At 37.1% G+C, this 25,764-nt stretch carries 20 protein-coding genes and 1 pseudogene; 10 read left to right on the top strand and 11 right to left on the bottom strand.

The window, feature by feature from the left end; translation table 11 throughout:
* Window positions 1-614: 614 nt before the first annotated feature.
* Complete coding sequence (locus PALI_RS19970; RefSeq protein ID WP_193156747.1) at window positions 615-1,829, top strand: replication protein A; 1,215 nt, start codon at window positions 615-617, stop codon at window positions 1,827-1,829.
* 70 nt (window positions 1,830-1,899) lie between these two features.
* Here the strand turns inward: PALI_RS19970 and PALI_RS19965 are convergent, their stop codons facing one another.
* Window positions 1,900-2,775: a DNA replication terminus site-binding protein gene (locus tag PALI_RS19965; protein WP_193156746.1), complete on the bottom strand. Its 876-nt coding sequence runs from the start codon at window positions 2,773-2,775 to the stop codon at window positions 1,900-1,902.
* Window positions 2,776-3,729: 954 nt separating this feature from the next.
* On the opposite strand from PALI_RS19965, the gene PALI_RS19960 reads away from it, so the two are divergent.
* Entirely contained in the window at window positions 3,730-5,079 is a 1,350-nt protein-coding gene (locus PALI_RS19960) for a class II 3-deoxy-7-phosphoheptulonate synthase (protein WP_193156745.1), read from the top strand.
* 64 nt (window positions 5,080-5,143) lie between these two features.
* Here the strand turns inward: PALI_RS19960 and ppsR are convergent, their stop codons facing one another.
* Window positions 5,144-5,953: a posphoenolpyruvate synthetase regulatory kinase/phosphorylase PpsR gene (gene ppsR, locus PALI_RS19955; protein ID WP_077535338.1), complete on the bottom strand. Its 810-nt coding sequence runs from the start codon at window positions 5,951-5,953 to the stop codon at window positions 5,144-5,146.
* A 155-nt stretch (window positions 5,954-6,108) separates the two neighbouring features.
* On the opposite strand from ppsR, the gene ppsA reads away from it, so the two are divergent.
* A complete protein-coding gene (ppsA, locus tag PALI_RS19950; RefSeq protein WP_193156744.1) occupies window positions 6,109-8,484 on the top strand; it encodes a phosphoenolpyruvate synthase in 2,376 nt (791 codons plus the stop codon).
* Window positions 8,485-9,175: 691 nt separating this feature from the next.
* Complete coding sequence (ydiJ, locus tag PALI_RS19945; RefSeq protein WP_193156743.1) at window positions 9,176-12,223, top strand: D-2-hydroxyglutarate dehydrogenase YdiJ; 3,048 nt, start codon at window positions 9,176-9,178, stop codon at window positions 12,221-12,223.
* Between the two features lie 152 nt (window positions 12,224-12,375).
* On the opposite strand, the gene PALI_RS19940 is transcribed toward ydiJ, so the two are convergent.
* Window positions 12,376-13,569, bottom strand: coding sequence for a cation:proton antiporter (locus PALI_RS19940; RefSeq protein ID WP_193156742.1), 1,194 nt, complete (start codon window positions 13,567-13,569; stop codon window positions 12,376-12,378).
* Complete coding sequence (locus PALI_RS19935) at window positions 13,569-14,780, bottom strand: tyrosine-type recombinase/integrase (RefSeq protein ID WP_193156741.1); 1,212 nt, start codon at window positions 14,778-14,780, stop codon at window positions 13,569-13,571. The genes PALI_RS19940 and PALI_RS19935 overlap by 1 nt, the downstream gene beginning before the upstream one ends.
* A 149-nt stretch (window positions 14,781-14,929) precedes the next feature.
* Here PALI_RS19935 and PALI_RS19930 point away from each other — a divergent pair, with 149 nt between their 5' ends.
* The 4 genes from PALI_RS19930 (at window position 14,930) to PALI_RS19915 (ending at window position 16,420) form a co-directional block, all read left to right on the top strand.
* A complete protein-coding gene (locus PALI_RS19930) occupies window positions 14,930-15,493 on the top strand; it encodes a lipid-binding SYLF domain-containing protein (RefSeq protein WP_193156740.1) in 564 nt (187 codons plus the stop codon).
* Between the two features lie 291 nt (window positions 15,494-15,784).
* A complete protein-coding gene (locus tag PALI_RS19925) occupies window positions 15,785-16,069 on the top strand; it encodes a BrnT family toxin (protein WP_008138995.1) in 285 nt (94 codons plus the stop codon).
* Between the two features lie 4 nt (window positions 16,070-16,073).
* A complete protein-coding gene (locus tag PALI_RS19920) occupies window positions 16,074-16,256 on the top strand; it encodes a hypothetical protein (RefSeq protein ID WP_008138997.1) in 183 nt (60 codons plus the stop codon).
* Between the two features lie 2 nt (window positions 16,257-16,258).
* The gene (locus tag PALI_RS19915; RefSeq protein WP_008139000.1) at window positions 16,259-16,420 is read left to right on the top strand and encodes a hypothetical protein; all 162 of its coding nucleotides are present in this window, start codon (window positions 16,259-16,261) and stop codon (window positions 16,418-16,420) included.
* A gap of 211 nt (window positions 16,421-16,631) precedes the next feature.
* On the opposite strand, the pseudogene PALI_RS19910 reads toward PALI_RS19915, so the two are convergent.
* From PALI_RS19910 to PALI_RS19895, 4 genes and pseudogenes are all read right to left on the bottom strand, one after another.
* Window positions 16,632-17,671: pseudogene (locus PALI_RS19910) on the bottom strand (patatin-like phospholipase family protein).
* A 129-nt stretch (window positions 17,672-17,800) separates the two neighbouring features.
* Window positions 17,801-19,207 carry an alanine/glycine:cation symporter family protein gene (locus PALI_RS19905; RefSeq protein WP_076924661.1) on the bottom strand — a complete coding sequence of 469 codons (1,407 nt, stop codon included), beginning with the start codon at window positions 19,205-19,207 and terminating at the stop codon, window positions 17,801-17,803.
* A 127-nt stretch (window positions 19,208-19,334) separates the two neighbouring features.
* Window positions 19,335-20,246: a citrulline utilization hydrolase CtlX gene (ctlX, locus tag PALI_RS19900; protein WP_193156738.1), complete on the bottom strand. Its 912-nt coding sequence runs from the start codon at window positions 20,244-20,246 to the stop codon at window positions 19,335-19,337.
* Complete coding sequence (locus tag PALI_RS19895; RefSeq protein WP_193156737.1) at window positions 20,243-21,316, bottom strand: ornithine cyclodeaminase; 1,074 nt, start codon at window positions 21,314-21,316, stop codon at window positions 20,243-20,245. The genes ctlX and PALI_RS19895 overlap by 4 nt, the downstream gene beginning before the upstream one ends.
* Before the next feature lie 171 nt (window positions 21,317-21,487).
* On the opposite strand from PALI_RS19895, the gene PALI_RS19890 reads away from it, so the two are divergent.
* Window positions 21,488-21,919 (top strand): Lrp/AsnC family transcriptional regulator, encoded by a 432-nt coding sequence (locus PALI_RS19890; RefSeq protein ID WP_004334897.1) that lies wholly within the window; start codon window positions 21,488-21,490, stop codon window positions 21,917-21,919.
* A 93-nt stretch (window positions 21,920-22,012) separates the two neighbouring features.
* On the opposite strand, the gene PALI_RS19885 is transcribed toward PALI_RS19890, so the two are convergent.
* From PALI_RS19885 to PALI_RS19875, 3 genes are all read right to left on the bottom strand, one after another.
* A complete protein-coding gene (locus PALI_RS19885; protein ID WP_193156736.1) occupies window positions 22,013-23,026 on the bottom strand; it encodes a patatin-like phospholipase family protein in 1,014 nt (337 codons plus the stop codon).
* A 282-nt stretch (window positions 23,027-23,308) separates the two neighbouring features.
* Window positions 23,309-24,298 (bottom strand): LLM class flavin-dependent oxidoreductase, encoded by a 990-nt coding sequence (locus PALI_RS19880; protein ID WP_182703169.1) that lies wholly within the window; start codon window positions 24,296-24,298, stop codon window positions 23,309-23,311.
* 141 nt (window positions 24,299-24,439) lie between these two features.
* Window positions 24,440-25,183 (bottom strand): siderophore-interacting protein, encoded by a 744-nt coding sequence (locus PALI_RS19875; protein WP_193156735.1) that lies wholly within the window; start codon window positions 25,181-25,183, stop codon window positions 24,440-24,442.
* A 122-nt stretch (window positions 25,184-25,305) separates the two neighbouring features.
* Between PALI_RS19875 and PALI_RS19870 the strand changes: the two genes are divergently transcribed.
* Entirely contained in the window at window positions 25,306-25,725 is a 420-nt protein-coding gene (locus PALI_RS19870) for a MarR family winged helix-turn-helix transcriptional regulator (protein WP_193156734.1), read from the top strand.
* Window positions 25,726-25,764 lie beyond the last annotated feature (39 nt).

Here is a 25,764-nt window from a genome sequence, read left to right as displayed (position 1 = left end):
TATAAGGTAGTAAAGGTTAAGCACATTAAATTACTATGTAACCTAATGATAAATATAAATAATAACTTTAAAAGCAGATCAGCTTTATACTTGGTTAAGATCAGATCTTTATTAACGTTCAGATCACCTTTTTACTAAGCTGTAATTTTGAAAGTGAGTTATGCACAGCTTACTCCTTAACTTATGAACAAAAATACACCGTAAGATCAGTTTTTTACTAAGTAAATTATAAAGTTATGCACCTCCTAGTGCAGCAAACGGTAGCTTTAATTAGTATAGATCTGATCTGTAGTAAGTACAGATCAGATCTATGCTAACTCAATATGCCTTTATCCACAGGGCAACAATTTTTAAACGGTATTTGTCGTGCTTAATTTGGTAAAATAACTATTACAATGGACAAAATAACGGCTGAGTTAGTAAAAAGTCGGTTTATAGTTCGCTTGTTAGTATAATATTGATCTTAAAATATCAAAAATCAACACTACTTAGTATAAAAGTGATCTTAATAGATTATTTGAAGTCGGATCACTTTTATACTAACTTAAACATTTAACTTTTCTTTGTTTATGTGTTGTTATTAGCTGTCGCAATAAAAAATGGAAATAAGAACAATGAGCCGAAAGGTCAACATCTCGGTAGATAACTTGCCTGATACATTAAGAGGCCAAATTCACGGGGTGGAAAGTGCAATTGATAACGAAAGTTTAGCACTATTTACTGATAATAAAGATGTTCGCGTTTCTATTGAAAATGCTGCCCATGGACTACGTGCTTATTCAAATACGTTTAATCATTATGATTTATGGGGACGCTTTGTTCGCTCTGGCCATAAAAAATTGCCGCTTGAAGAAGCTCCGAAAAAAACAATCATTACCCGTAAAATATCAGAAAAGGTAGATGGTATTTTATACGATGGTGAAATTAAAATTACACCTGCCGTAGTAAGTACGCGCAAAGATGGTGAAGATGTTGAATATTTAGTTTGGCCATCAGACAGAGAAGAAAAAGTAGAACGCGCACTAATCCGTTTAGCGTCAAAAGGTAAAATAGTAAAAATTAATTTTAAGTCCGGTATTCAATATGCTGTGGTTTTTTCTATGAACGAGTTAGCGCAAGAACTTAAAGCTGTTGGGCAGTCAATGCCGTACCCAGCAATTAAAGAATCTCTTGAGGCGCTTCAAGGTTCTAAACTTTCGTTTAAATATTCTGCAACGGACACCAAAAATTCAGACATTGATGATTCCTTTTACGAATCAAACATGAACTTTTTATCGTCACTACATTTTAGTGGTAAAAAAGGTCAAGGCGGCAATGTTAAGTGTGTAGCCTGTTTAAATGCGTTTGTTCACAACATGATTGATAACCTTGAATACAAAGGATATTACTTTAACAGCGCACAAGAACTTAAACGCGGATTATCCCGTTGGATGATGCTGCGTCTATATCATCTTTGGCGTTATGCCGCACCAGGCAAAACATATCATTTTAGATTACTTTCTATTATGGAAAAGTACGGCTCTATTTATTCTACCGATAATATTACGGAAAATAAGCTAAAGGCATTACGCCGCGACATGACAACGACAATGAAAGATTTGATAGAAAAAGGTGCAATATCAGAATACAGCATAACGAATGTAAAAGATGATAAAACAGGCAATATTATTGATTACACCTATGAAATGCATCCATCTGACCAATTTTGTGACGAAATACTGACATTGAATAAGCATAATAAACGTATTGAAATTCAAGGTGGTAAACGTATCGTAGAAAACGCTGTTTTAATAGACGAAGACAAACTTGATGAGATAGTAGAGAAGTAGTAGAAAGACTATTTTTTCTTATCTAAGTACTTAACTAAAAAGGCCACATAATGTGGCCTTTTTAACATAACTATTTATCTACTTGTTCTAAGTAAAGCCTATCTACTAAAAAGTCATATTCACGTTTTCGTGGATGGCTTAGTGGTTTTTCGTAATTAGCTAATATACCTAGTTTTACATCAGGTTCTGGGTTAATTAAAATAAATGGTAATGCTGCACTAACGTGATATCTATTTTTTGCTGTATACCGCACATTAACCTGTGGGCTTACGCGAGTAGGGCGGCGTATTCTCAGTTTCTCTTTTTCTCCTAAACTAGCTACACGTACTTTTTCCTGCGCAACAAGCGATTGCCACTTTTGTTGATCTATCATTCTAGGGTTGCGGTAACTGGCTGATTTTTCGAGCATGTCCAGTGCCATTTTTTTTGTTAGCGTTTTTGTAGCGTGTTTATGCATCCAAGTAAATCTAACTGAAAAAGGTGATTCACTTTCACTATGAATTTTTCGATATGCAGCTAATGTAATTAAATTTGGTATAGCATTATGGACTGCTTCAAAACGAGCATCGTTATTATCAATAGCTAAAATACACTCTTTGAAAGTAGATTTTGCTCTATTCACCTGGGCTATTCTGTTGTTTAAAGCTTGTTTATCTGCATTTTTTATCACTAATAAACCAGGGTGTCTTTTTAAAACACGACTACTCAACCCCGCTTTTTTATAAATATCAGAAAAAGAATTTAGTATTGCTTTTTGAGCTAGTTCTCCTGAAATTTTTGTTACTAATATCGATTCAGGCACTTTTTTTTCATCTAAGCTACTAATATCAGGTAACTGATAATATTCTGCTTTGGAGAATTCACATTCTTTTAATTCTTCAATCAATCTTAGAGTTAATTCGTTCATTAAGTCAAACTGACTCCTAATTTGTACTTTGGTTACCATAAAACCTCTAAAGAACACATCTTACTATTTTTATGTTATTACATGCACTTTGCTTTGTCTAAATAAATAATAAATTTTACTCGGAGTCAAATATGTAATTATTAACGATTATGTATGATGTGTTCTTTGTTGTAGCGGTGAACAAATAAAACGGTTGAACTCCTAACTTTGTCATATATTAAAAGGCTATTAAATTAACTACGTGTAGGTGATAAAACTAAGTTTAGAAAATGAGTTAAGCGGAGTTATGTAATTTAAAGTATTTATCTAACAGTCTTATTATTTATAATTACTGACTCATATTATAATTATACCGTATTGGCGATACGGTGATCTGGCTAAAGCTTACCATGACCGCAATTACTTTTTGACTTTAGTTGCTCTTTAAAGATTATTCTAGCGGAAGGGATTTTAATTATGGCGAATTGTTAAGTAACACTATCAGTTGGAAGAGAAAACTAAATGGCGTAATCTTACCTTTAAGTTGTTGCGCTTGTGAATATAGTCCCGCATACGAGTATTTTACAAGACTATGCGTCTGAAATTTAAAGCGCAGATAAATGACTACTAAAACGCTCATATCATACATTAAGATCTGCACATAGCACTTGATAGCTATTAATCAATGAGTCGCGTAAAGTTAAGAGTACAGAACTCATTTTATAAGTATGATGTGTTCCTTCCCAAGTTGCGTATAACATCCCCTTACGTACAATTTATTCTCAATGCGTTCAAACTGTAAATAGTTGCATTTAACTCCTTGTATTTAAATGTTTTATCTTTATATAATTAAAAATAAAGTGTTTGCTATATAACCACCTTGGTTAAGTAAGATTGCTTTTATACTTATCTCATAACTAAATAATTGGTAAATAGTGAATTTAGTCCTTGAACAAAGGGTAGTGCATACGTTAATTTCTTTGTATCAGGTAATGTAGGAATGAGGAAAAGAACATGCAACCGTGGAACCCAAATAGCTGGAGAGAGCTGCCAATACTGCAGCAACCACAGTATCCAGATCAAGAAATACTAGAATCAGTAGAAAGCCAATTAAAAACGGCTCCTCCTTTAGTTTTTGCTGAAGAAACCCGAAGCTTATTCAAGCAACTTGAAGATGTGTGCGAAGGCAAAGCCTTTTTACTTCAAGGTGGTGACTGTGCCGAGTCATTTAGCGATTTTAATGCTGCTAATATACGCGATACATTTAAAACCATTTTACAAATGGCTGTTGTACTCACGTATGGTGGAAAATGCCCTGTTGTTAAAATAGCACGTATGGCTGGTCAATACGCTAAACCTCGTTCAGCGGACTTAGAAACAATTAATGGCGTGTCTTTACCATCTTATCGTGGCGATATAATTAATAATATCGAGTTTACTGAAGAAGCACGTGTACCCGATCCACAACGTTTAATGACAGCATATCATCACAGCGCTGCAACGTTAAATTTATTACGAGCGTTCGCGCAAGGTGGATTAGCCGATCTTCACCAAGTTAATCGTTGGAATATGGGTTTTGTTGCAGCAAACCCGCTTAAAGAAAAATACCAACAACTTGCAGATAAAATTCAAGATGCGCTAGAGTTTATGGAAGTCTGCGGAATTAATTCTACAATTGCGCCAAGCTTAAAAGAAACCGATTTATACACTTCTCATGAAGCTTTACTACTAGGCTATGAAGAAGCACTTACTCGTCGTGACCACTTATCGGGTGACTGGTACGATTGTTCTGCTCACTTTGTTTGGATTGGTGAACGTACTCGTCAACTAGATCATGCACATATTGAGTTTTTCAAAGGTATTAAAAACCCTATTGGTGTTAAAGTTGGTCCAGGTATGAACCCAGACGACCTAATTCGTTTAATTGATGCATTAAACCCAGATAACATTCCTGGTCGCTTGACACTTATTACACGCATGGGTGCAGATGTACTTCCTGAAAAACTTCCAGCGCTAGTAAGAAGAGTTCAGCAAGAAGGTCGGAAAGTAATTTGGAGCTCAGATCCAATGCACGGTAACACTGAAAAAGCGACATCAGGCTATAAAACACGTAACTTCGACAATATTATGCGCGAAATCAGTCAGTTTTTCGCTGTTCATAAAGCTGAAGGTTCATACGCAGGTGGTGTTCACCTTGAGATGACAGGCCAGCACGTTACAGAGTGTACAGGCGGTGCTTACGGTTTATCTGATGATGACCTAGCACAGCGGTATAAAACGCAGTGTGATCCACGTCTTAACGCCGACCAAGTATTAGAGTTAGGCTTTTTAGTGGCTGATTTACTAAAAGACGCACGTAAATAATATTTTTTATATTAAAAAAACCGCTTAGTTGCGGTTTTTTTTATGCTTAATTTAAATGACTAAGTTAGTACTTACGTCGCTCTAAGTCTGTTTCTATCAATATTTTTGCAGAAATCTCTTCAACAGAGTGATGTGTAGAATTAAAATAAGCAATTTTATGACGCTTATAAAGCATCTCAACTTCACGCACCTCAATACGGCACTGCTTAATAGACGCATATTTAGAATTAGCCATACGTCTGTGTCTAATTGCAGCCAATCTTTCAGGGTCAATTGTGAGCCCAAACAACTTATGTTTATAAGGGACTAAACATTTTGGTAAACCTTCGTTATCCAAATCTTCTTCTGTAATAGGGTAATTAGCCGCTTTAATGCCATACTGCAGTGCTAAATATAAGCTTGTTGGTGTTTTACCACTGCGACTAACACCAATTAAAATAATATCAGCCTCAGAAAAGTTTTTAATATTACCCCCATCATCATTCATAAGTGCATAGTTAACCGCATCGATTCTAAAGTCGTAACTTTTTTCATGAATAGAATGTGTTCGATGCATTTTTGGCACTGGAGCTACATTAAGCTCTTTTTCTATTTTTTCACTGTATGTAGTTAAAAAATCATAGGTAACTGCATTAGCCGATTTAATAATTTCACTCAAACTATGATTAACAAAGGTGAAAAAAACAAACGGCTTCTCGCCTGTTTTTGCAGCGGTGGCGTTAATTAACGCTTTAATCTCGTGCGCTTTTTCTTCTGTTTCTACAAAAGGAATGGTTTTATGATTAAAATCGATAGGAAACAACGATAAAGTTGCATGCCCAAAAACCTCAGAAGTAATCGCTGTTCCATCTGATATATAAAAAGCAGTTCTCATAATTAACCTTTTTATTACGTTTAATCCCTAAAATGGGTTTCTCACGGTTTACGTGAGGACTATTGCCAGTGTAGAATGTGCGTGGCCTTTATAAAAGGTTTTCTTTCTTAACTCTCACAGTTAGACCTACAATTTGTTTTTTTGGAGAAAGATCCGTGCAAGAATACGTTCTCTGGTATCAAGAGCTTGGTATGCAAGATGTTCCTCGAGTTGGCGGTAAAAACGCGTCACTTGGTGAAATGATTTCAAACCTAGCAAACGCTGGTGTACAAGTACCGGGTGGTTTTGCAACTACCGCCGATGCTTTTAATGAGTTTTTAGATCAATCAGGACTCACCGCTAAAATTCACGACATTTTAGATACTCTCGATGTTGATGATGTAAATACACTCGCTAAAGTCGGTGCCGATATCCGCCAATGGATAATCGACACACCATTCCAACCAAATCTAGATCAAGCCATTCGCGACGCATATAGCCAACTCCACGGCGATACAGCAGCAGATGTTTCATTTGCAGTACGTTCATCAGCTACTGCTGAAGATATGCCAGATGCATCATTCGCAGGCCAGCAAGAAACTTTCCTTAACGTTGTCGGTATCGATTCAGTTATGGTCGCTATTAAACACGTATTTGCTTCATTATTTAACGACCGCGCAATCTCATACCGTGTTCACCAAGGTTACGATCACCGTGGTGTAGCATTGTCTGCTGGTGTTCAACGCATGGTACGCTCTGATAAGTCAGCATCTGGCGTCATGTTTAGTATCGATACTGAATCTGGTTTTGAAGATGTTGTATTCATTACATCAAGCTATGGCTTAGGCGAAATGGTTGTACAGGGCGCTGTTAACCCTGATGAGTTTTATGTTCATAAACCAACACTCCTTAAAAATAAACCTTCAGTAGTACGTCGTAATATTGGTTCTAAAGCCATACAAATGATTTACTCAGAAGATAAAGCACACGGTAAGCAAGTAGACATCGTTGATGTTGCCCCTGAGCTTTGTAATAAATTTTCGATTACAGATGAAGAAGTGCAAGAACTTGCCAAGCAAGCTGTAATCATCGAAAAACATTACGGTCGTCCTATGGACATCGAATGGGCAAAAGACGGTAACGACGGCAAACTATATATAGTTCAAGCACGTCCAGAGACTGTACGTTCAAACGAAGATTCTAACGTAATGGAACGTTTTCAATTAAATGGCACAAGCAACGTTGTTGTTGAAGGCCGTGCAATTGGTCATAAAATTGGTAGCGGTGTTGTACGTGTTCTTGATTCAATCAAAGAAATGGATCAAGTACAAGTAGGCGACATTTTAGTAACCGATATGACCGACCCTGATTGGGAACCAATCATGAAACGTGCTGCAGCGATTGTAACAAATCGTGGTGGTCGTACGTGCCACGCGGCAATCATTGCTCGTGAACTTGGTATTCCAGCCGTTGTTGGTTGTGGTAACGCAACAGATTTAATTAAAGCGGGTCAAGAAGTCACTGTATCATGCGCCGAAGGCGATACCGGCTTTATTTACGAAGGTATTTTAGATTTTGAAATACTAACGTCGCGCGTTGATAAAATGCCAGAACTGCCAATGAAAGTTATGATGAACGTGGGTAACCCCGATCGTGCTTTTGACTTTGCACGCTTACCGCATGCGGGTGTTGGCCTTGCGCGAGTTGAATTTATTATCAACCGTATGATTGGCGTTCATCCAAAAGCATTATTAAATTTTGATGCTCAAACAGATGCATTAAAAGCAGAAATCACTGATATGATTGCCGGTTACGAATCACCAGTGGAGTTTTACATAACAAAACTGGTTGAAGGTATTTCTACTCTAGGGTGTGCTTTTGCACCAGAGCGTGTAATTGTGCGTATGTCTGATTTTAAATCAAACGAGTACGCAAACCTAGTTGGTGGCCAGCAATACGAGCCGGAAGAAGAAAACCCAATGATTGGTTTTCGTGGTGCCGCACGTTATATCTCTGAAGACTTCCGCGATTGTTTTGCACTAGAATGTGAAGCTATTAAACGTGTAAGAAACGACATGGATATGGCTAACATAGAAATCATGATCCCATTCGTACGTACCCTTGAAGAAGGTAAACGCGTAATAGAATTACTAGAAGAGCATGGCCTTAAACGCGGCGAAAATGATCTTAAAGTAATTATGATGTGTGAGCTACCTTCAAATGCATTACTTGCTGATGAATTTTTAGAAATGTTTGATGGTTTTTCTATCGGCTCTAATGATTTAACACAGTTAACACTTGGTCTTGATCGTGATTCTGGGTTAATCGCACATTTATTTGATGAGCGTGACCCTGCAATTAAAAAGCTACTTTCTATGGCAATTAAAACAGCTAAAGCAAAAGGAAAATACGTAGGTATTTGTGGCCAAGGTCCTTCAGATCACGAAGACTTTGCAGCATGGTTAGTAGAGCAGGGCATTGACTCTGTTTCACTAAATCCAGATACAGTAATAGAAACATGGTTATACCTAGCTAAAAAATTAGCAAAGTAATTAAATAGGTAAGCTATAAAAAATGCCAGCAATGTTTTGCTGGCATTTTTTTATACTCAATTAAAGTAAATTAGCGGGCTAATTTTTTATCTAAATAAGCACATGATTTAGTTAACACCTTTTGGCACAGCGATAAATAATGCCGCGCTTTAGGATAATAAGGCGAAAAACATAATAAACCGGCCATAAAAAATATAAGCGAAGGCCAAGGGCGTGTTGATCTTTGTGGATTAAAATTTGTTCATTCTAGGGGCGATTAAATCGCGGCGCGAGGTTTGTAACCTAGCGGGCTAAGTAAAAACCGAGCAACAAAGAGTTAATCGTCCCTAGAAAGAACCCATTGGGCAGCGCATGTTTGGTATTTATGCTGCGTTATCGCCTATTTATGGGGAGTAACCACACTACATAGGCTCTGCCTTGCCTAAAAACCAAACATACTGCTGCAAATTCAACAACCAAAGGTCAACACGCCCTAGCTACAACCGCAAAAAATAGCCCTAGCAAAATAAATAACACGCCACTGATCTGTAATAGTAATTTTTTCATATAACACACCTAATTACTCGTTATCTTGAGTATAATTTAAGCTGCATTAAAATCGACTAAAAGAGTGTTACAAACTGTAAAATCTTCAATTTCTATTCGCCATCATCATGATATAATTAGTCAAATGCCCTAAAATATCGCCGTCATGATAGCAACAATTACACAGCAAGATGCCGCGACAGAACTTGTCGAAAACTACCTAAGTACCATTGCAAATCAAGGTTTTACTGGAGATACCGACGCAAGTTATGCGACGCGTATTACCGCATCAACCGATAACAGTGTGTACCAGGAAATACCGCAAGGTGTTATTTTTCCAAAAAATGAAAAAGATATTCAGCTCGCATTGCAAACTGCATCTCGCGACCCATTTTTATCATTAACTTTTGGTCCTCGAGGCGGTGGAACAGGCACTAATGGTCAATCGTTAACACCTGGTATTGTTGTAGATTTGTCACGCTATATGCGCGAAATCCTTGAAATAAATGTTGATGAAGGTTGGGTACGCGTTCAAACCGGCGTCATAAAAGACCAACTTAATGATTTTTTAAAGCCTTATGGCTTTTTCTTCTCACCTGATTTATCTACCAGTAACAGGGCAACTATTGGTGGCATGATAAGTACTGACGCTTCGGGGCAAGGTTCGTTAGTTTACGGAAAAACAAGTGACCATGTTTTAGGGCTTACAACTTATTTAGTTGATGGCACACCTATGTGCACCTCCCCAATAGATATCGACAAAGCACAAATTATAGCTAATCAAGACTCACTAATTGGTAATTTATATAAAACAGTTTTAGATATTTCGATTAATGAACGTGATGCTATTTTAGCTAAGTTTCCACGGTTAAATCGCTTTTTAACTGGGTACGACCTAGAGCATGTGGTAAGTGATGACTTACTTACTTTTGACATGAGCCGCTTAATAACGGGTTCAGAAGGGTCATTAGGCATAGTTACAGAAGCTAAATTAAACCTCACACCTATTGCTGAATTTAAAACCCTTATAAATATCAAGTATGATAGTTTCGACTCAGCATTACGCCATTCACCATTTTTAGTCGATGCACGCGCAACATCGGTAGAAACCGTTGATAGCAAAGTTTTAAACTTAGCGCGTGAAGATATCATCTGGAATTTAGTATCGGACTTAATAACCGATGTACCAAATAAAGATATGCAAGGCCTGAACATGGTCGAGTTTAATGCAGTATCGAACGATGATATAAAAGACAAAGTGGACACGCTTTGTAAGCTTCTAGACGAATGCGTAGCAAATCAAACTAATGGCGTTATTGGTTATCAGTTAACTAGTGATAAAAGCGATATACTAAAAATTTACGCAATGCGTAAAAAATCAGTGGGTTTATTAGGTAATGTAAAAGGCAGTCAAAAACCACTCGCTTTTGCAGAAGATACCGCTGTACCACCTGAAAACTTAGCCGATTACATTGTCGAATTTAGAGCATTACTCGACAGCCACAATTTACAATATGGTATGTTTGGTCATGTTGATGCGGGCGTTTTACACGTACGTCCGGCACTTGATATGTGTGACCCAGAGCAAGAAAAACTACTTAGAACTATCTCCGATCAGGTCGTAAAATTAACTGCTAAATACGGCGGTTTAATGTGGGGTGAACACGGTAAAGGTTACCGAAGCGAATATAGTTCTGAATTTTTTGGTGAGCATTTATATACACAACTTCGTAAAATAAAAACAGCTTTCGACCCTAACAATCGCATTAACCCTGGTAAAATATGCACCCCTATCGATAGTGAAGACTCACTAGTTAGTGTAGATGGACAAAAGAGATCGCACTTCGATAAGCAAATATCAATAGAAGTTAAAACTAGTTTTAACAATGCAATGACCTGTAATGGTAATGGCATATGCTTTAATTACGATGAAAACTCACCTATGTGTCCATCGTATAAAGTGACTGGCGATCGTCGTAATTCACCAAAAGGACGTGCAAGTTTAATGCGCGAATGGTTACGCCTTCAAGAGTCAAAAGATGTAGATTTACTAGAAGTAGAAAAACAGCTTAACAAGGGTGAAGTAATTACCTGGTGGGAACGTTTTGTTCACAGCCGCGAAAAACGAAAAGGTATTTACGACTTTTCACACGAAGTAAAAGCGTCAATGGATGAGTGTTTAGCATGTAAAGCATGTACAACTGCCTGCCCAATAAAAGTAGATGTACCCACTTTTCGTTCGCGCTTTTTAAATTATTATCATAGTTATTATGCGCGCCCGCTAAAAGATTACCTTGTTGGCAATATAGAAAACAGCGCGCCATTAATGGCAAAGTTCGCTAAAGTAGTAAACCCAATTGTTAAAACATCATTAGTAAGCAATGTTATTAAAAAAACGGTTGGTTATGTTGATACACCACAGTTAAGCATTCCTGCACTTTCAAAACGTATTACTAAAGCACAAAAATTCGATTTTGATTTATTAAATAAATTAAATGCAGAGCAACAAAGTGAATATGTATTAATAGTACAAGACCCATTTACGAGTTTTTACGAAGCCGAACTAGTAGAAAGTTTTATTACTTTAATAACCCAGCTTGGCAAAAAGCCAATGCTATTACCATTTAAACCAAATGGTAAACCTCAGCACGTAAAAGGTTTTTTACATGAGTTTAAAGTAACAGCAAAAAATGCTGCTGAGTTTTTAAATAAATTAAATGATATAAATGCGCCCTTAGTCGGTTTAGATGCGTCTCTCGTTATGTGTTATCGCGATGAATATAATACAATTTTAGAAAATAACCGTGGTGAATTTAACGTGCAACTTGCACATGAGTGGTTAGAAACACAATCGTTTAAATTACTAAGCGCAAAGCAAAATACAGACACCGAATTTACATTATTGAGTCACTGTACTGAAACAACTGCACTGCCAAAAGCCGCAAATGTATGGCAAACAATTTTTAATGATATTGGTTTAACATTAAAAACAACAAATACAGGTTGTTGTGGAATGGCGGGAACTTATGGCCACGAAGCTCAAAATCAAGATAACTCACGTGCGCTTTACGAAATGAGTTGGAAACCAATTGTAGATAAAAATAAACCAGAGCAACTTTTATCTACCGGCTTTTCGTGTCGTAGCCAAGTTAAACGCTTTGAAAAGTTTAAACCAAAACACCCGATTGAATTACTAGCTCAAGCTTTAAAATAACTTTATAAAATAAGAGTACTTAAATAGATTTATTAAATTAGTTCTTAACCAAAAAAGGTGTAACAATTAACTTCATCAATGATGAAAGTAATCGTTACGCCTTTTTTAAATCTTTTATTTTAATTATCTAATTTAAATAACTGTTTTAAAAACTACTTTTTAGCAAAACTATCAGCAATAGGTTTAGTGCTAATGCCATGTATAAATACACTAAACAAAATAGTCGTCATTGCTATCGTCGCAATTTGATATTTATTTTCTATTTGTGTGTCTATCACCATCAAGGTAAAAACAATGGAAGCTAATCCTCTTGGCCCAAACCACGCAAATGTAAAACGCTCTTTAATATTCAGCACTGTAAATTGCAGAGACAACATAACCGGAATTATTCTAATTAATGTTGTGCTCAATAAAGCGTAAATTATTATTTCAGTATTTAATTTAGGAATAACTAAATAAGCACAAACAAACCCGAACAAGCACCAAATCATTAACGATGTAAAATCTGCGATGTGCTCTGAGTCTTCAATTAATTCTGTTCTAACTTCTTCGGTCGAAAACTTATCAAATAATAAGCCTGTAATAAACACCGCAATAAATCCACTGCCATGAAAATACTGAGTGACAGAAAACACCGCCATAGCAAAACCGAGTAATAAAAATGGACTGGTATTTTGTGCAAAGTAATGATGTTTCATTGCAAAGTTTAAACTCGGTATAAAAACAGCAATACTTGTAATAGCTATTAATAAAGCCAAGCCAAGCTCTCGGCCAAACACACTTAATGTTTGTGTTGCGGTAATAGCTGAGTCAGGATTTTTAGCGAGTAATATAAATATTAAAAATATGGGTACGCATAATCCATCGTTCAAACCACTTTCAGTATTTATTCCTTCGCGTATTTTTTCAGGCACTTGTGTACTTGCTAGTAACCCTTTACTTAATGCCGCATCGGTAGGTGTTAAAATAATAGCGAGCAACGCTGCTTGAATAAGTGAAAGCTCAGCAAAGAAAAATAAAGCAACAGCAATACCAAGTAACAAAGTTAAGGGTAGGGCAACAAACAACAGTAAACTAGGATACTGAAAACTATGCCTTAATACACTCAACTTTGATTTAGCTGCATCAGAAAATAAAAAAATACTTAGCGTAAGCTCTATAAATGGTAATAAAAGATCAACGCCTTCTTTTATTTTATGCCCTTCGTTGGGTAGCATTAAAGCTAAACATATTCCGCCAACAACAAAAAACATCGGTCCCGTTACTTCGGTTTTTTCTAACTGACGAAGTGTTAAAGAATAAATTAAAAATAGTCCGCCTATAAATGCTATTACTAAATACTCCATTAAATTTTCCTTTTAAGTCCTGACTTTGCTCGCTCTTTAATATTTGTTTGAATATAAATTTGATCGGTAGTCGCAATTTTAGAATGACCTAAATCTTCTGATAAATGTTTAAGTGGTCTAGTTTGCGCATCATGTGTGGCACCAGTATGACGAAGCCAATGTGCAGTTGCAGCGCCAAGTTGTTCAGCATCATCTTTAAAACCATCATCAAGTAATGATTGCTGTGCATAATCAAAACTTTGCTGAACCAAACGCCTAATTTGCCTAACGGTCATACCACCTTGACCGCGAATTTTATGAACCAGAGGATCTGATTCGTCAACACGAGGAAGGGCAGGTAAACCTCGGTATAATCTATAACGCTTTAAATATTCAACAAAATCATCACTTAAGGTTACATCTCGTAATTTATTACCTTTGCCCATAATACGTAAAAACCAGAAACCATCATTATCTTGCCAAAAATGAGACATCACCGGCGACCATTGCGGGCGCTCAGATAATTCTGAAATTCGTAAATAAAGGCCTTTTAAACAGGCAAGCGTAAATAAGTTTCGTTCTAAATCTGGTTTATGCTCACATAGATCACGCGTTACGCCAAAAACATATTCCCATTGTATATCGCTCAATGTATCTGGAATTTGAATTTGAGATTGAACAACTAAGTACGGGCTATTTTTTTTAACAACAGGGACAAAGTTAGCAAATGTTTTTTCTTCCAATAAGGCAAACTTATAAAACACATTTAGAGCAGTAAACATAGACGATAAAGTTTGTTGGCTAGCAATGGATTCTTTAAGCATGAAAGGGCGCCAATTTTGATTTAAGCGACGAATTCCTTGCTCATCTTTATAGCGCCATTGCACTGAAGTGGCAGCCCATGCTTTATCGGGTTCGACCATAAAATCAACGTAAGCTTCAATATCTTCACGTTTTAAATTAAATACTGATTTTTTTGCTATTAACCACGACCATAAATAAAAACGTTCAAGCTCATTTCGAAAACGACTATAAGTGGCTTCTGATTTTCGACCATAAACATATAAAAATTGATACAAGAATGTCAGATCGATCTTAGATTCAGTTACAGTCAAGCCAACTTGCTGTATAAAGGATGCAAGTTCTGGGTATTCTGAATTTAGAGTGCCGTCATCTAGATGGGCAATTTGATATCTTAATTGTTTTAACGTATCAACCAAAGCAACAAGCATAATATATAAATGTTCAATTAAATAATAGACTTACAGAATAACGTTAAAGTCCGATACTGTCTAGTATTGGACATAGTGAAATTCTAATTATTTTAATACCGTGATTATTCTATGGTTGTTGGTTGCTATATCTTATTAAGGAAAACATTATGAAAACACTAATTATACTAAGCGTACTTGCTTTAACTGTTGCGTTAACTGGTTGTGCGACTACAGGTAGTGCATCACCAAGCGAAAAACGGTCACTTGTACAAAGTATGAAAGCAAACACGTTAGATAAATTATACGCTGAAAAACCTGATGTAAAAAAACAAATTGCTAATTCTGCTGGTTTCGCCGTTTTTGATAACGCTAACGTAAATGTGGTTTTAGCTAGTTTTGGTGGCGGTTATGGCGTAGTTAAAAATAACCTTACGGGTAAATCGACTTATATGAATATGGGCGAAGCCGGTTTAGGGCTTGGTTTAGGTGTTAAAGATTTTAATGTTGTAATGGTTTTTCATAACCAAGCTGCATTAAATAGATTTATTGAACATGGTTGGGCATTTGGCGGAAACGCTGATGCTGCAGCTAAATATGGTGATAAAGGTGGCGCTGTAGTTGCCGAAGCTATTGCAGATCAGGTTACTGTATATTCTGTAACCGAAAATGGCCTTGCACTACAAGCTGTATTAAAAGGTACTAAGTTTTGGGTTGATTCAGAGCTTAATTAACCACCAAATTACTCTCCTAAAAGCGAGCTGGTTTGTATAATCACGCTCGCTTTATTAAAAGCCACACCATTTAACATAACGTAATTTATGGGCTGCGTCTTAGTATTTTACCTAGACAGAAAAAATATACTTTTGGTAAGTTACTTTCTGAAACATATTTGTTATTTGCGTATTGAAACTAAAAATGGGAAAATTATGAAGATGTCTAAATTATAGATATAAAAACAGTATGTGTTTTAGAAAAATAAAATTTAGTGATTTTAATCATTACTTACTAACAAGGAAATAGTTGTGTTATTTGAATGGGATGATAATAAAAATAGTAAAAATATAGATAAGCATGGTATCGATTTCAATGATGCTGTGACTATATTTGATGATGATGAAAGAATTGAAGCTATAGATGACCGTAATGATTATGGTGAAGAGCGGATACAAGTTATTGGAGAAGCTAAGCCCGGTGTTTTAATGGTTGTCTATACATGGAGAAAAAGCGGCACTTCAAGACGAATGATTTCTGCTAGAACTGCCAGTCAAAAAGAACGTGTTGTCTATCAAAGTATGAAAGCGAGATAAATTTATGTCAGAAACTCATATTAAAAGAAACAAAGATGACTCTGTAGATGGAAAGACTGACTACGAGCGCCTAAAAAAAATGACTGAAGGTGAGATCGAGGAAAATGCAAAAGATGATCCCGATGCTCCACTCTTAACAGATGAAGAACTGAAAAAATTCAAGAAAGTTAAAAAATCAAAGGATTGATAATGGAAAATAAAATTACTAAAAATTATATCAAGGGCAATAAATCTACGGGCAAGACTAACTGGTCAACTGTAGTAGTAAGTTCTAACGAGCCGAAAATAGATGAGGAAAACCCCGAATTAGTTGGTAAAAAACAGTTTAAGAAAGTAATAAAAAATAAATAAAGAGCGCTTTCTGAAAGCGCTTAATTTGTACAACGGTTATCATTTCGACAATTTTATTTCTAAACTAATACACTGAAATAAAAGGGCTTTCTGCCCTTTTATTATTAATAGCAGACCGTAATTTATGGGGTTATAGTTCATATTTTATATCCACCTCAATTTGCTATAGAACAATAATTCTAAAGTTTTCATTCAGTGTAAATTACCAATACTATTTAATATCAAACTTTAAGTTATTTAATTTCTTGTCAAACGCGCCTCAGCCAATTTTTCAGTTTCACTAAAAACGGTATTCCAATATTTAATGCGCGTATCTGCATCAAGATCGGTAAAGTCATTTCTATCTGGAATTTTTCCGTAAGGTAAGCTCGCTACAAATTCTTTTGATGGAGTGATCATCACTACGTTATCGTAATTAAGTGGTGATACTTTACGTTTTAAATTTTTATCGAACCACCCTGCTTTTGGCTCGCTATTAAAATGCGGATATAAAATAAGTCCTGGGTTATTAATTTTTAAATCAAAGTGGTAGTCAATTATTCCGCCATCGCGATACATACCTTGCGGCGAGCCTGCAATATTTTTTATGCCTTGCATAACAAGTGGTATTGAACCCGATGCAAGTAACGCGTCTTTTAAATTATTTTGAGTAAGCGCTTTGTTTTGCGTTTTAAAATTGTAGCTGTCGGTAATTGATAAGTCACTTGTTGCTGGGCCAAATATAAAACGCTCATACTGTGAGCCTAATAATTTTCGGTTAACGCGGTTTAACATATAACTTTTTGATAAACCCAGTAACTGTATTAATTTATTTTCGCTGGCTATGAATCCATTCGATTTTGCTACAATAAAGTGCGCTTTAAATATTGGGTTATTTATAATTTCGGTGACGCCGTTATCGCCAAAAACATCTTCAAGTAATGCGCGCGCTTTTATTGTTATTTCACTTGGTGTTGGTTTATTACTTGAGTACCTAGTTTGCGAATACGATTTTGCTAAGCGCTCAATGGCAGCAACGGGATCGTTTTGTGCAAAACACGCAGAGCGAAAAGCGCCGGCAGATGAGCCAATTAAATTAAGTGGTTGGGTGCGGTTTTTAAAAAATTCACCAAAAATATATTTATCTAAGCCAAATAATGTAAACCATTTAGGCCCACCACTTGCCCCTAAGAATGAGGTAAATAGCTCAGGTTTAAAGCCCTGTTCGTTAATAATTTTAGTCGCTGTTTTCCCTGCGTTAATCTCGATCATCTAAAAAATTGTGCCTTAAATTTTAGTTTCTTCAGTTATTTTCACAATACTGAAAGTGAATATTTATGCAAAATAAAAAGCGGCTTTATGTTGCCATAAAACCGCTTTTTATAGTTAAGTGTGCTTGAGTTAGTCCCAAATGCCGTCTTCGCATTTGCCCTGTACTTTTACATCTTTTACTTTAAATTCGGGCTCTAAACCTTTGTCTCTTTGTGCGTGGTAATCGCTCGTGACAGACAAAATAGTCGGCGTTAACAGTATAATAGCGATAACGTTAACCACTGTCATTAACCCTAAGGCAATATCGGCTAAATCCCAGACTTCTTTTAAAGTGGCCGATGCGCCCCACAACATCATTGATAAATAAAGCAAAGTGTAAATGCCGCGCCCTACTTTGTTGTCGAGCTTAAATAAGTGCAAGTTGCTCTCTGCATAAGCGTAGTTTGCCACCACCGATGTAAAAGCAAACAAGGTAATAGCGGCTGCGACAAAATAAACACCACCTTGTGCTAAATGAGCGGTCATCGCGCTTTGTGTTAAACGAATGCCTTCCATTTCACCGCTAATGTCTATATCGGCCAATAGAATGATCACAGCGGTACAGCTACACAGTACGATTGTATCGAAAAATACGCCTAGCATTTGTATGTAACCTTGCGTAACAGGGTGATTAGGAATTGGGCTGGCACTTGCTGAAGCATGCGGAACACTGCCTGCACCGGCCTCATTAGAATATAAACCACGTTGAATACCGTTTTTAATGGCTGCGCCCATTGCACCGGCGCCTGCTTCTTGTAAACCAAACGCCGATAAAAATATATCTTTAAGCATCGCGGGTACTTGCGTGAAATTTATAATAGTAATAATTACGGCAGCAAGTACAAACACAATGCCCATTATTGGCACAACACGCTCTGCAAATCGGGCAATTGCTTTAAAGCCACCGAGTATAATTGAGCCTGCTAGTACGGTAATAACTAGGCCTGAATAAAATGTAGGAACTTCAAACGCGTAATTAAGTGCGTCGGTAATTGTGTTAGTTTGCATTGCGCTAAACGTAAAGCCGTAACCTAAAAACAAACACGCGGCAAACACAATTGCGAATGCTCGGCTACCCAAACCTTGTTGAATATAATATGCAGGGCCGCCTCTAAACTCGCCGCCACTATCGCGCACTTTATATACTTGACCAAGTACGCTTTCAGCAAAGCCTGTAGCCATACCCAATATGGCTATTACCCACATCCAAAATATAGCTCCGCTGCCACCAAGTGAAATTGCCACTGCCACACCGGCTAAATTACCTGTGCCTACACGTGCGCAAAGCCCTGTACACAATGCTTGAAATGATGAAATGTCGTCTTTTTTACATTTGCTACTGCCTTTTAAAAGGCTAAACATATGTTTAAATTTAAGTATTTGAATTGCTTTTAGTCGTACTGAAAACCATATTCCTGTAAACAAGAGTATATAAATAAGTACCTGACCTTCTCCCCACAAAAGGTTGTTTACGCTTTTGACGACGGTATCGAACATTGCTAATTCCTTCTTATATTTTTTATATTAGTATCCGGTTGCGGATATAACGGCTTTTGCTTACGACATCGACTTAAATTTTATACTAATAAGGCAGCCATACTTTTTGCTGCCTTAAAACTATACATTATTTGTTTTGCAAATGAACTCCTGCAATCATGCATCTAACTGATCCACCAGCCGACTCAATGGTAGGAATCGGTAACGGTACAAGCTTAGCCGTTTTTTGTATGGCTGCTATTTGTGCTGTTGTGAGCGCATTAAATGCTGTTTGCGATAACGCTAAAATACGGCCATTGTTACCTTGTAACTCTATGGCGTTACCACAAAATTGATTAATTTGATCGAGTGATAAATCAATTACTTCGTGATGGCTTTGTAAAAAATGAGTAACTAGCGCTTTACGCTCCTCACTTGGCACCATGTTTAAGCCAACCATTACAAACTCAGTTGCAACGCACATTAATACATTAGTGTGATAAACCGCAGTGCCTTGTTCATCATATGCATTAAATATAACGGGTTTTAATGCGAGAAAATTACAAACTGTATTAACAACCGATTGAGTTGTTCTTTTAGATTTTGCTGCATAAGCCAGTTTATGTTGATGATCGAGAACCAGTGAGCCCGTGCCTTCTAGGAATGAATTTTCTTTCACCAAATGCGCATAATCAGTCACAACCGTCACTTTATAGTGATCCGTTAAAAAATCAATAATATCTTTTCGATATTCTAACCTTCTGTTTTCTACAAACATTGGGTAGATTATTAATTCCCCACTTTGATGAGTAGAAAACCAGTTATTTGGAAACACAGAGTCGGGAGTCTGTGTTTGCTCATCTTCAAAAAGGTGAACTTTTACCCCTTCATTTTTTAATAATTTTACTGCATTTGTGACTTCGCTATATGCTTGTTCACTTTGATTTGGTGCTAAGCATTCACTTTGAAATGCATTGTCGAGCATTGTTTGTGGGTTAGACGTAAAGTGATGCGGACGTACCATAACAACCGCACTCGGTGCTTGATTTACGTGGCTCATGCTACGTGCTCTTGTGCTGATGTTTGCTCTGTATTAAGTACCGAAAACAAGTTGCGCGGATCGGCTTGCTGTGTAATTAAATCGAGCAATGTAAATTCACCGCTTTTAATAAGTTGATCGCGTATAAATACAAGCGCTGTAAAATCTTCGCTCGCAAAGCCTACACCATCAAAAATAGTTAATTCGTCTTGGCTAGTACGGCCAAGCGATTGCTTATTAACGACTTTATGAAACTCAGTTACAACAAAGCTTTCACTCATTTGCTGTATTTCGCCCTCAATTCGAGTTTGTGGCTCGTACTCTACAAATACATTAGCGCGCTCGAGTAATTTAGTATCTAACTCTGTTTTACCTGGGCAATCGCCGCCTATGGCATTAATGTGCACACCTTGTGGGATCATCTCGTTTGTTAAAATTGTAGCATTGGTTTTATCGGCGGTGCAGGTTGTAATAACGTGCGCACCTTGCACAGCTTCCTGTACGCTATTACAAATAGTTACGTTTAACCCGTAAGCACTTAAATTAGTAAATGCTTTTTTAGACGCGTTTGCATCTATATCGTATAAACGAATATGTGTTATGCCCAATACAGCTTTAAATGCCAGTGCCTGAAACTCAGACTGTGCCCCATTACCAATTAATGTAAGTGTTGTTGAGTTTTTTGGTGCTAAATACTTAGCCACCAGCGCCGATGTAGCCGCTGTACGTAGCGCTGTTAGTAGGCACATTTCGCTGATCATTACCGGATAACCACTATCTACATCGGCTAAAATACCAAATGCAGCGACTGTTTGAAGTTCTCGAAAGGTGTTTTTTGGGTGACCATTTACATATTTACAGCTGAACATTTGGCCATCACTCACTGGCATTAGCTCTATTACACCCTCTGGTGAGTGTGCTGCATAGCGAGGTGACTTATCAAACTCAGTCCAACGGGCAAAGTCGGTTTCTAATTTATGTGTTAGCTCTAACAAAACGTTTTCGATACCTAAGCTATTTATAAGCTTAGCCATTGCCTGAACGCTAACAAACGGAACGCCTTGTTTTGGCTGTGCTATAAAATGACTCATGTTGAAACCTCTTAAATAAATGTATTAGTTAATTTAAAACAAGTTTAGCGAGGCCGCATGCTATTTAATATGGCAATTAGTTATACAAATTTTATTAATTTTTATCACTTTGCTATGCAGGTATATACAAATTGTGTATTTTAGTAGGCCATGCTCTAAAAGGTTTGATTTATGACTCCTTATATTTACGATTCCCTTGATAACGCTTTAATTGCTGAATTACGAAAAGACGGTCGCGCCTCTATCTCTGCTTTAGCAAGTTCTTTAAATGTGTCACGCGGGACAGTGCAAAATAGATTAGATCGATTAGTGAGCTCAGGCGCTATTTTAGGGTTTACCATAAGAGTGCATGAACACATAGAAACCGAAGCCGTTCGTGCAATTATGATGGTGGAAGTGATTGGTAAATCAACTTCTCAAGTTATTAAAACTATGCGTGGTATACCCGAACTTACAAAATTGCACACTACCAATGGTGCTTGGGATTTGGTAGCAGAGATACAGGCCGCGAATTTAAGTGAGTTTGATGGAGTGCTTAGGCAAGTACGTGAAATAGACGGTATTTTAAATAGTGAAACAAGCATATTGCTTTCATCAACTTAAGTTATTTTTAATATTTCAATTTAAAAACTTTTGAATTAATAATACTGCAACTTCAAGTTCCAGTATTATTCATGATCTAGGTATCCGATTTGCTTAATTATAACAATATTCGCTTACCGCATAGTCGTGTGTGCTAGTACTCGCATTTAGGCTTTGTTGTACTAAATAGCTTCTGCCCGCTTCAAGGCCTAATTTATGATCAAAACGTAAATCGTTATTCGAGCTGCCTAATAATTTGCTGTGTAGTTTTTCATTTGCAAAAATTTGTATTATTTCTACATCATCCGGTGGACTTGCAATAAACTCAAGCTCATCTAAGTAAGCTTGTTCGTGCTGTATTAAGTAGTCTAATGTTTTTGGACAATAACCTGCTGCAGAGGCAAGCAATCTTAGTTTTTGAACCCACGCAGATTGCGCTTGAAAATTAGCATCAACCGTTCTTATTACCACAATCTTACGAGCACCTCTGTTATAAGCTTCTCGTACTGGCAATGGCGCAGCTAAGCCACCATCAAGATAGAAATCGCTTTGAGTTTGTTCTTCGACTAAGTGGGTTTCGTTCGCTGCTTTTGCATTTAACCAAGGTGTTAACTTTACACCTTGTTTGTATAAAAATGGCAGTGCGCTAGAAGCCTTTAACAAATCACGCCATTGACCACTCTCACCTGTTGGCGATAAGTAATAAGCTTTTCTGTCTCGTGCATTTGTTGCTGTTATAAGTAGTTCACGCTCACCTAAACTGATTTTAGCCGTTTTAAAATCTATGGCTCTGTTTACCTCGGTGGTTTTGTCAAAGTACCAATCTAAATCGACGATGTGTTTCCCAACCAAGCCACGGCCTAATTGGAAAAAGCGTTTATTACGAGATAGTCCCCTAATTAAACGTTTAGCATAGCCTTTTTGACGCGCTAAGTAGCTGGTTAAATTTTGTGAGCCTGCTGAGGTACCAATAAATAAATCAAATGGGTCGTACTCTTGCTCTAACCACGCATCAAGTACGCCAGCTGTGAAGATCCCTCGCTGCCCGCCACCTTCAGCAATCAGAGCAACTTTTGGCTGCGCTGTTTTGTTAACTGAATTAGCTGTTGCGGTGTTTAGAGAGTTCACGGTGTACCTGCCTTTAATTTTATGATGTCTGGTTTAATAGCTACATTATAAAAAACAAAAGTGATATCTTAAAATTGATTGTTTAAATCAGTTCGATTGAAAAAACAGAACGGTATATAAAGCAAAATATGTACTAAAAATAGCAATCAAATTTACTTTGAATATTTAAATAACAAATACAGACATCACTTAAAGTTAATAAAATGAGTTAAAAAGTTTAACTTTTGATGATGTCTGTATGTTAACAAGCCCAGAGTTTACGCTTGCTTAACTAACTATATTTTAGTGCTTTATTTCCATTAAAATTTCGAGTGCACGGTGGCGTTTTTCACTATCAAATACGTCGTTAGTAAATATAAACTCATCAACTTCTAGCTGTTTCGCTATCATCTCTAACTTGTGTTTAATACTTACATGTCCGCCTACTACGCTTAGACTTAAAAAGTTCTCTACATGAGCGCGTTCTTGTTCGCTCCACAACCCGTCCATACTCTCAACAGGTGGTTTTAGCCACAGCTCGTTACCGCGTATAAGTTCGAGCACACGTTGCTTAGAAGTAGTCGACAAGTATTGCGCTTCATCGTCGGTGTCTGCTGCCACTAAAGGCAGTGCAAGCATGACGTATGGCTTATTAAGTACGCTTGATGCTTTAAATTCGCGCTTATACAACGCTATTGCATCGTGCACAAAGCGCGGTGCAAAATGCCCAGCAAATACATACGGTAATCCTTTTTGCGCCGCTAACTCCGCGCTAAATAAACTCGAGCCTAATAACCAAATAGGAACATTTGTGTTCTCACCTGGTATAGCACGTATAGGATGCGTACCGTTGTAAGGACCTAACAATGTTTGCAGCTCAGTTACTTCACCTGGGAAGTTTTCTGCGCGGCTCATATCGTTATTTAGCGCACGACTCGTTACTTGGTCGCTGCCTGGTGCTCGCCCTAGTCCTAAATCTATTCGCCCAGGATATAAGCTCTCTAATGTACCAAATTGTTCAGCAACAACTAATGGGGAGTGGTTTGGCAGCATTATACCACCTGATCCAACGCGTATCTTTTTGGTATTACCCGCTATGTGACCAACCAAAATAGAAGTGGCCGCACAAATTATACCTGGCATATTATGATGCTCAGCAAGCCAAAAACGGTTAAAGCCAAGCTCATCAGCACGTTGGGCGTATTTAGTACTTTTATGAAGAGTGTTAGTAACGCTGTCCCCTTTGATCATGGGGGCAAGTTCTAATAACGAAAAAGGAATGGAATTTAACAAAATAGCAGCTCCTAAAAATGCATGCTAATAATGGATTACATCATTAACATAAAACACTTAAATGGGTTTGCAATTAGCTCAATTCAAGTTACGCAGAGGTATTAAAGCAAAATAGGTATATGTTATTTTGCTCTAAGGTATTCAGGCAAGCTGTGCATCACGTTGGCGCTGCTTTTTATAGCCTTCTGAATCCACGCCTTTTTTCCAATATCCTGAGGAAACAATATTACCGCGCGGTATATTAAATTGCTCTATTAACAATGCTTTTGTTTTGCGGACAAGCCCAGCCTCTAATGCCATAAATACAATGGGAGGCTCTACTGTAATGTGCAAACTTTTAAGTGCGCTTAGCATTACTGTATCAGCACTATCGGTGATTACCCAGTTTATGTCGCGATTTGTTTCTAAATCAATAATATCTTGCTCAGTAGGCGCATGTAAAAAAGCATCAATTTTTGAAGTTAAAGGTAATTGCTGCACATACCCTTTTATTGCATTTACCGATGTTAAATCGCCTAGTAATACATAATGCGAATGATCATAATTATCTAGCTTTTTAGGGCCTGGCCCTGCAATACCTAGCTCGTCGCCTACTTTTGCAATTTTAGCCCAGTCAGTTGCAGGGCCTTGGTGCATATTTATAACAAAATCAAGTGTTAGCGCACCTGTTTGTGCATCTACATGCCTTATTGTATATGACCGTACACAGGCTGTTTTTAAGTTAAAATCCACTTCACCATTTTTTGGGAACAGTACTTTTACATAGTTACCAATATACTCTGAGGTTAAGTCTTTAAAATCATCAGAGCCTACTACAATACGTTGTAGGTGAGGTGTAATTTGCTCTGTACTTAATACGTTGGCTTTACGAACCTGTTTACTCATGTATTACCTCGTTTTACATTAATAATTGGCTGCTATAGAAGCAGGCATTGCACAACGCCCCATTGGTTGATAAAATCAACTATAACAAGTTAATTGACTTTGTCAACTATATTGAGAGTTCTATGAATACGCCTTTATCAAATACGCTGTTTGAATTAATGCAAAATTACCGTGTAACAATTCGCGAAGCAATTAACGCAGGCGAACTTGGTATTAATGCTATGCACGTACGCTGCATACATATTATCGCAAACGTAAATAACTGTACGGCTAACGATATTGTTACTAAAACGCAGCGCGATAAAGCGCAAATAGCACGTTTAGTGAAAGAGCTTACTGGCTTAAATTTAATTAATAAACAGGCGAGCGAGCACGATAAACGCTGTTTTATTTTGTCGCTTACAGAGCAAGGTAAAGTTCTTTTTGATAAGTTATTAGCCTCAGAGCAAAAAATAAATAATCAAATGTGTAAAAACTTAAATCCTCAACAAATCAAAGACTTTTTAGATACCGCACAACAAATGATCAAAAATATGGATTGATCAGCCATACATTTCTTGGCATAACTTACACAAAACGCA

Source organism: Pseudoalteromonas aliena SW19, assembly GCF_014905615.1.
GTDB classification, from domain to species: domain Bacteria; phylum Pseudomonadota; class Gammaproteobacteria; order Enterobacterales; family Alteromonadaceae; genus Pseudoalteromonas; species Pseudoalteromonas aliena.
The sequence above is the reverse complement of the archived record's forward strand: the minus strand, read 5'-3'. Positions and strand labels throughout refer to the sequence as shown.

What these genes read in the sequence shown, in the direction of transcription:
- PALI_RS19970 (WP_193156747.1), top strand. Translation starts at nt 615, where the DNA reads ATGAGCCGAAAGGTCAACATCTCGGTAGATAACTTGCCTGATACATTA.
- PALI_RS19965 (WP_193156746.1), bottom strand. Translation starts at nt 2,775, where the DNA reads ATGGTAACCAAAGTACAAATTAGGAGTCAGTTTGACTTAATGAACGAA.
- PALI_RS19960 (WP_193156745.1), top strand. Translation starts at nt 3,730, where the DNA reads ATGCAACCGTGGAACCCAAATAGCTGGAGAGAGCTGCCAATACTGCAG.
- ppsR (WP_077535338.1), bottom strand. Translation starts at nt 5,953, where the DNA reads ATGAGAACTGCTTTTTATATATCAGATGGAACAGCGATTACTTCTGAG.
- ydiJ (WP_193156743.1), top strand. Translation starts at nt 9,176, where the DNA reads ATGATAGCAACAATTACACAGCAAGATGCCGCGACAGAACTTGTCGAA.
- PALI_RS19940 (WP_193156742.1), bottom strand. Translation starts at nt 13,569, where the DNA reads ATGGAGTATTTAGTAATAGCATTTATAGGCGGACTATTTTTAATTTAT.
- PALI_RS19935 (WP_193156741.1), bottom strand. Translation starts at nt 14,780, where the DNA reads ATGCTTGTTGCTTTGGTTGATACGTTAAAACAATTAAGATATCAAATT.
- PALI_RS19930 (WP_193156740.1), top strand. Translation starts at nt 14,930, where the DNA reads ATGAAAACACTAATTATACTAAGCGTACTTGCTTTAACTGTTGCGTTA.
- PALI_RS19920 (WP_008138997.1), top strand. Translation starts at nt 16,074, where the DNA reads ATGTCAGAAACTCATATTAAAAGAAACAAAGATGACTCTGTAGATGGA.
- PALI_RS19915 (WP_008139000.1), top strand. Translation starts at nt 16,259, where the DNA reads ATGGAAAATAAAATTACTAAAAATTATATCAAGGGCAATAAATCTACG.
- PALI_RS19905 (WP_076924661.1), bottom strand. Translation starts at nt 19,207, where the DNA reads ATGTTCGATACCGTCGTCAAAAGCGTAAACAACCTTTTGTGGGGAGAA.
- ctlX (WP_193156738.1), bottom strand. Translation starts at nt 20,246, where the DNA reads ATGAGCCACGTAAATCAAGCACCGAGTGCGGTTGTTATGGTACGTCCG.
- PALI_RS19895 (WP_193156737.1), bottom strand. Translation starts at nt 21,316, where the DNA reads ATGAGTCATTTTATAGCACAGCCAAAACAAGGCGTTCCGTTTGTTAGC.
- PALI_RS19890 (WP_004334897.1), top strand. Translation starts at nt 21,488, where the DNA reads ATGACTCCTTATATTTACGATTCCCTTGATAACGCTTTAATTGCTGAA.
- PALI_RS19875 (WP_193156735.1), bottom strand. Translation starts at nt 25,183, where the DNA reads ATGAGTAAACAGGTTCGTAAAGCCAACGTATTAAGTACAGAGCAAATT.
- PALI_RS19870 (WP_193156734.1), top strand. Translation starts at nt 25,306, where the DNA reads ATGAATACGCCTTTATCAAATACGCTGTTTGAATTAATGCAAAATTAC.